At 73.9% G+C, this 5,277-nt stretch carries 5 protein-coding genes; 1 reads left to right on the forward strand and 4 read right to left on the reverse strand.

Going from position 1 to position 5,277, the window contains the following annotated elements:
• Positions 1-237 precede the first annotated feature (237 nt).
• The 4 genes from ACFVH5_RS43830 to ACFVH5_RS43845 all read right to left on the reverse strand — a co-directional run bounded on the left by ACFVH5_RS43830 (position 238) and on the right by ACFVH5_RS43845 (position 4,555).
• Entirely contained in the window at positions 238-1,284 is a 1,047-nt protein-coding gene (locus ACFVH5_RS43830) for an MBL fold metallo-hydrolase (RefSeq protein WP_385839280.1), read from the reverse strand.
• Positions 1,281-2,522, reverse strand: coding sequence for an aminotransferase class I/II-fold pyridoxal phosphate-dependent enzyme (locus ACFVH5_RS43835; RefSeq protein WP_385839281.1), 1,242 nt, complete (start codon positions 2,520-2,522; stop codon positions 1,281-1,283). Before ACFVH5_RS43835 ends, ACFVH5_RS43830 begins: the two co-directional genes overlap by 4 nt.
• A 193-nt stretch (positions 2,523-2,715) precedes the next feature.
• Entirely contained in the window at positions 2,716-3,540 is an 825-nt protein-coding gene (locus ACFVH5_RS43840) for a hypothetical protein (RefSeq protein WP_385839282.1), read from the reverse strand.
• Positions 3,541-3,760: 220 nt separating this feature from the next.
• The gene (locus ACFVH5_RS43845; protein ID WP_384804855.1) at positions 3,761-4,555 is read right to left on the reverse strand and encodes an RNA polymerase sigma factor SigF; all 795 of its coding nucleotides are present in this window, start codon (positions 4,553-4,555) and stop codon (positions 3,761-3,763) included.
• A 281-nt stretch (positions 4,556-4,836) separates the two neighbouring features.
• Here ACFVH5_RS43845 and ACFVH5_RS43850 point away from each other — a divergent pair, with 281 nt between their 5' ends.
• A complete protein-coding gene (locus ACFVH5_RS43850) occupies positions 4,837-5,226 on the forward strand; it encodes a DUF2795 domain-containing protein (protein WP_385839283.1) in 390 nt (129 codons plus the stop codon).
• Positions 5,227-5,277 lie beyond the last annotated feature (51 nt).

Below are 5,277 nucleotides of genomic sequence, written 5' to 3' on the forward strand. Positions count from 1 at the left end.
GCCCGCAGCGCCCAACCACCAGAAAGCCCCCCTGCAGGGCCGTCCGAACCTGCGGATCCGACGTGGCTGGCCGCGCCGTTCCCCGCGCCCCTGACGGGGCCCGGCCGGACGCGGGAGGGACCCGCAGGTCCTCCCCGGGGTGGGTCCGGTGCGAAGCGCCGTGGCCCCTCAGGGGCGCGGGGAACTGCGCGGCTCGCCCCCACCGGCCCGCAGCCCACACGCCGCGGCAAGCCGCCCTCACGGGAGGATTCGGGAGGCTCCCACCGGGAGGTCCCACAGGTTTTCCCGGGGCAGGCCCGCCGCCGCCCACGCCGCACGGACGCGCGTGAGCGGTTCCATGACGGGCTCGGCCGACAGGACGAAGGTGGCCCAGTGCATCGGTGCCATCCGACGCGCACCGAGGTCCTGAACCGCCCGCACCGCGTCCTCCGGATCGCAGTGCACATCGCTCAGCCACCACCGGGGGTCGTACGCGCCGATCGGCAGCAGCGCCAGGTCGATGCCGGGATACCGCGCCCCGATCCGGGCGAACCAGTGCCCGTACCCCGTGTCCCCCGCGAAGTACACCCGTCTGCCGTCGGACGCGGTCAGCACCCAGCCGCCCCACAGTGTGCGGCACGTGTCGTGGAGGCTGCGCTTCGACCAGTGGTGGGCGGGCACGAAGTCCAGGCGGACACCGTGGAGTTCGGCCGCTTCCCACCAGTCCAGCTCCGTCACCTGCGTGAAGCGCCGGCGCCGGAACCAGCGGCCCAGTCCCGCCGGGACGAACACCGGTGTGTCCCGCGGGAGCCGGCGCAGGGTCGGCGCGTCCAGGTGGTCGTAGTGGTTGTGGGAGATGACGACCGCGTCGACACGCGGCAGCGCACTCCAGGGCACCCCGACGGGGGTGATCCGGGCGGGAGTTCCGAGGATCTTGCGGGACCAGACCGGGTCGGTGAGTACGGTGAGGCCACCGATCCGGACCACCCAACTGGCGTGCCCCGCCCAGGAGACGGCGATCGTGTCGGTGTCGACCCGGGGCAACGGCTCGGGCGCGTACGGCAGTCGGGGAACGTCGGCGAGCCCCTCCGGCCCCGGCCGCAGCGCCCCCTCGCGCGCGAACCGCGCGAAACCGCTGAGGCCCGGCAGCGGCGCGGTGAGCCGCCCGGCGAAGGAACGGGGCCAGACCCGCCGTTCACCGAGCGGCCTCGGCTCCGCGAGCGGCCCTCCGACATCGGACGGGGTGGAGGTCGTGCTGGTCGTGGAGGTCGTGGTGGTCGTGGCCGACTCGGACTGCTGCGTCATCGAGGGGACTCCCGTCGCCGAGCGTCATCGTCGTCGCGGAGATCGTCGAAGGTCGATCCCAGCAGACTCAACCTGCTTTTCACATGGGGCGGTTCCAGTGGTTCCGGTGACACAAGAGACGCCATGCGCTCGTCGTCGGTTGTCCCGAGGAACGGCCCGGTGGACAGCCGTACGCGCAGGGCCCCGAGGTCGTCCCCGAAGCGGTGGCCGCCGGGCGTCGGCATGCCCAGCCGGACGCCGAGGAAGTCCTCCAGTTCCTGCGCGTCACCGACCCCGAGCGCGCCGAGCGCGGACCGCAGCGGACCGAGGTCGGCGTACAGGTGGCGTCCCGCCCGGGGCGGCCGGACGAGGGCCCCCGCCGAGGTGAGCGCCCGGTGCGCGGCGGCGGCGACGCTCGCGTGCAGCCGTACGGACGCGGCGAGGCGGTGCGTGATCTCGTCGGGTTCGCCGAGCGCGTACGCGGCGGCCGAGGCGACCGGCGCGGCGATCCGGGCGTCGAGGGCGGTGAGGACGTCGAGGACGCGCTCGCGCAGCAGGGTGCCGGTGTCGTTGCCGGGGAAGCGGGCGATCGCGGCGGGCCAGCCGGCCGGCAGGAACGGGCCGCAGAGGTCGGTGAGGACGGTGACCCGGTCCGGCAGCATCTCGGCGGGCCCGATCAGCAGGGTGTCCCGCGGCTCGTGCAGCGTGTCGCGCCAGGTCTCGTCGCTGACGACGTGCAGGCCCTCGCCCGCGGCGGCCTCGACGGTCTCGTGGACCAGTTCGGGCGGCGCGACGGTCGCGGCGGGATCGTCGGCCACGGACAGGACGAGCAGCCGCGGATCGCCGCCCTCGGCACGCACCCGGCGCACGGTCTCCAGGAGGGCGTACGGGTCCGGGACGCCACCGCACTCGGCGGGCGTACCCACGGGGAAGACGGACGCGCCCAGCAGACGGGCCTGCGGTGTCCACCAGGCCGCGCAGGGGCGGGGCACCAGCACGTCACCGCCGAGTGCCGCGGTCAGTGCGAGGAGCAGGACGGGGGCGCCGGGCGCCGCGACGGTCCGGTCGCGGTCGGCGGGCAGTCCGCGCCGGGTCCAGTAGCCGCGGGCGGCGTCCAGGAGGGCGGCGCTCCCGCCGGTCGGTTCGGTGTGCGTGCCGGTCGCCGCGGCGACGAGTCCGGGTGGCGGGGGCAGGCCGTGGCCCGGGAGGGGCGGGCCGTAACGGACAGGTCCGTGCCCTTCCGGTCGGGTCCGCCGCATCTGTGTACCTCCGCGCAGTGCTCCCTGGACCCGTCGGACCGGATCCCCAGGGTGCCGGTCGTGCTTCCGGGATCCCCGTACCCAGTGATCCGCTTCACCAACTCAGCCGTTCAGCCGCTTCGTTCACGTCAGCCGTCCAGCCGCTTCGTTCACGTCAGCCGTTCACGTCGGCAGTCCGCGTCAGCCGTTCGCGTCAGCCGTTCGCGGACGAGTCCCGGTGGCGCAGCCGGTGGCCCGCCGCGCCGAGCGCGCCCGCGATGAGGACACCGCCGGACACCAGGGCGACCGTGGAGTCGGAGAAGGTGCCGCCCTCACCGGCGTGCACCCCGTGCGGGACCCCGGTGTCGTGGGACTTGTCGTGAGAGGTGCCGTGGGAGCCGTCGAGGGAGACCGTGAAGGACGCGCTCCACTCCTTGCCCTGCCCGCCGGGCGCCGCGGGGCAGACGCCCTCGGCCCGCCACTCGGAGGTCCTGCCGCCGCCGTCCGGGCCGCCGCCCTCCTCGAAGTCCGCGGCGGGCGCGATACGGGCCGTGCCGCTGTAGGTGACGCCGTCCCGCGGTTCCTCCTTGCCCGCGGGGTCGTCCCGGCCGCCCAGGCCTTCGACGCCCGCGGGCTCCTCGGGGACTGACGGCGGCCCCACGTCGTCCGGGCCCACCGGGTCCCCGTCGCCCAGGCCCGCCGGATCGTCGACGCCCGCCGGATCGTCCGTCCCGGCGAGGTCGTCCGTCCCGGCCGGGTCGTCCTTGCGTCCGGGGTGCTCGGAGTCCCCGGAGCGCCCAGCCTTGTGCAGTTGCACGGTCCCGTGCTCGAAGGCATCGGAGGTGGCGTCGATGGTTTCGGGCGGGTGCCCGCCGGTCGATTCGCAGGTGACGGAGACGGTGACGCTGCCGCCGGGGGCCACCGTGCGCGGGCTGACCTCGGCCCCCGGGTTCGCGGACGCGGCCGTCGCGGCGGCGCCGAGTGCGAGAGTGGTGAAGGCGGTGGCGGACAGGGCGCGAGCGGTACGGCTCAGCGGCATGGGGTCGGTCTCCTTCGGCCGTCGGCTGGGGACCCCCACGCCCGGGTACGGCGGCGGAGGCGGGGCACGACCGGCATGCCCCGCGGTCCATCAGAGCCCGCCCCCGCCCAGGGCGCGCGCGGCCGGACACCATTCGTGCCACGCGGACGCCCGAGCGGGTGAAACGGCACACTCCTGTGCCGTCGGCGTCACAGGAGCGCCGAAGGCGTCACCCCGCACGTCACGTGACGTCCTGCATGACCTGGTCCCGCAGCCGGTCGCAGCAGCGGCTGATCAGCCGGGAGACATGCATCTGGGAGATGCCGAGCTGTTCGGCGATACGGCTCTGGGTCATGTCGTTGAAGAAGCGCATGTAGAGGATGGCCCGTTCGCGTTCGGACAGGGCCTCCAGCCGCGGCTTGACCGACTCGCGGTCGATCACTATGTCGAGGGCCGGGTCGGCGGAGCCCAGCGCGTCGCTCAGGGAGTAGCCGTCCTCGCTGCCCGGCAGTTCGGCGTCCAGCGAGAGCGCCGAGAAGCTCTCCAGGGCCTCCAGACCGGTGCGTACGTCGTCCTCGCTCATCCGGGCGTGCTCGGCGATCTCCTCGACCGTGGGCTGCCGGCCGGGGATGGTCTGGGACAGCTCCTGGCGCGCGAAGCGCACGCGGTTGCGCAGGTCCTGGACCCGGCGCGGCACGTGCAGGGTCCACATGTGGTCGCGGAAGTGACGCTTGATCTCACCGGTGACGGTCGGCACGGCGTAGCTCTCGAAGGCGTTGCCGCGGTCGGGGTCGTAGCGGTCGACGGCCTTGACCAGACCGAGCGCCGCGACCTGCCGCAGGTCCTCGAAGTTCTCGCCGCGGCTGCGGAACCGGCCGGCCAGCCGCTCCGCCATGGGCAGCCAGGCTTCGATGATCTGGTCGCGGAGAGCGTCGTGCAGTCGGCCGGGAGGTGTCGAGGCGAGCTTGCGGAAGTCCTCCGCGGTGTCGGGGGCGTCGTCGTGCGGATGGTGCCTGGCGCTCGCGTGAGTGCGCATGAGATGCCTGCAGCTCTCTTGAGGGTGCTCCGGTTGGACGGTCAACCGTGAGAGCGCACCCTGAGCCGGACGGGCACACCCGTGGGGCGGGACGCGACTCCCACGGACGTGCCTCCGGTCCGAAGCACTGAGTGTCCGCCTGCCCCGGGTTCCCCTGGGTAAACACGCGGATGCGGGGACCAGTTGGGGCCGGGGCGCAGTCCGACATCCGTCCCGGAGACCTCGTGTTGATGATCGGGGCCCGGGTACGCGGGGATCACCCCGAACATCTGGAGGGACTCATGGAGCGAGGCAGCAACCGCCTCAGCGCCCACCGGGACGAGGAGATGAAGCACGAACTGCAGGGCCTGCTGAGGTCGGGCCATCCGACCCGGGCGGAGGAGTGGCACGACCCGGAACCGGTCGCGGACGACGATCCGACGGTTGCCGGGGGCCCGGTGCGGCCGGGCGCGGGCGGTACGACGGTGGCGGCGGTGCGCCTCGAACTGGCGCGGAGTCTGGGCCGTACGTCGTTCCCCGCGGGGCCTCGGGAGCTGGTCGGTGTGCTGCGCGAGCAGTACGCGCCGGACACGCTGGTCGAGCCGCTTGAACGGCTGCCGGAGGATGCGCGTTACGCCAACGCCCAGGAACTGGCCGAGGCGGTCGTGCGTTCCGCGACGCCGGAGGCCTGACCGCCAAAGATTGCGCAGTTCCCCGCGCCCCTTTTCAGGGGCGCGGGGAAC

Origin of the sequence: Streptomyces sp. NPDC127119 (assembly GCF_042677425.1) — a bacterium.
Lineage (GTDB): Bacteria > Actinomycetota > Actinomycetes > Streptomycetales > Streptomycetaceae > Streptomyces.

Bases quoted from the DNA above. Each gene is read 5' to 3' on its own strand.
- ACFVH5_RS43830 (WP_385839280.1), bottom strand. From the start codon at position 1,284: ATGACGCAGCAGTCCGAGTCGGCCACGACCACCACGACCTCCACGACC.
- ACFVH5_RS43835 (WP_385839281.1), bottom strand. From the start codon at position 2,522: ATGCGGCGGACCCGACCGGAAGGGCACGGACCTGTCCGTTACGGCCCG.
- ACFVH5_RS43840 (WP_385839282.1), bottom strand. From the start codon at position 3,540: ATGCCGCTGAGCCGTACCGCTCGCGCCCTGTCCGCCACCGCCTTCACC.
- ACFVH5_RS43845 (WP_384804855.1), bottom strand. From the start codon at position 4,555: ATGCGCACTCACGCGAGCGCCAGGCACCATCCGCACGACGACGCCCCC.
- ACFVH5_RS43850 (WP_385839283.1), top strand. From the start codon at position 4,837: ATGGAGCGAGGCAGCAACCGCCTCAGCGCCCACCGGGACGAGGAGATG.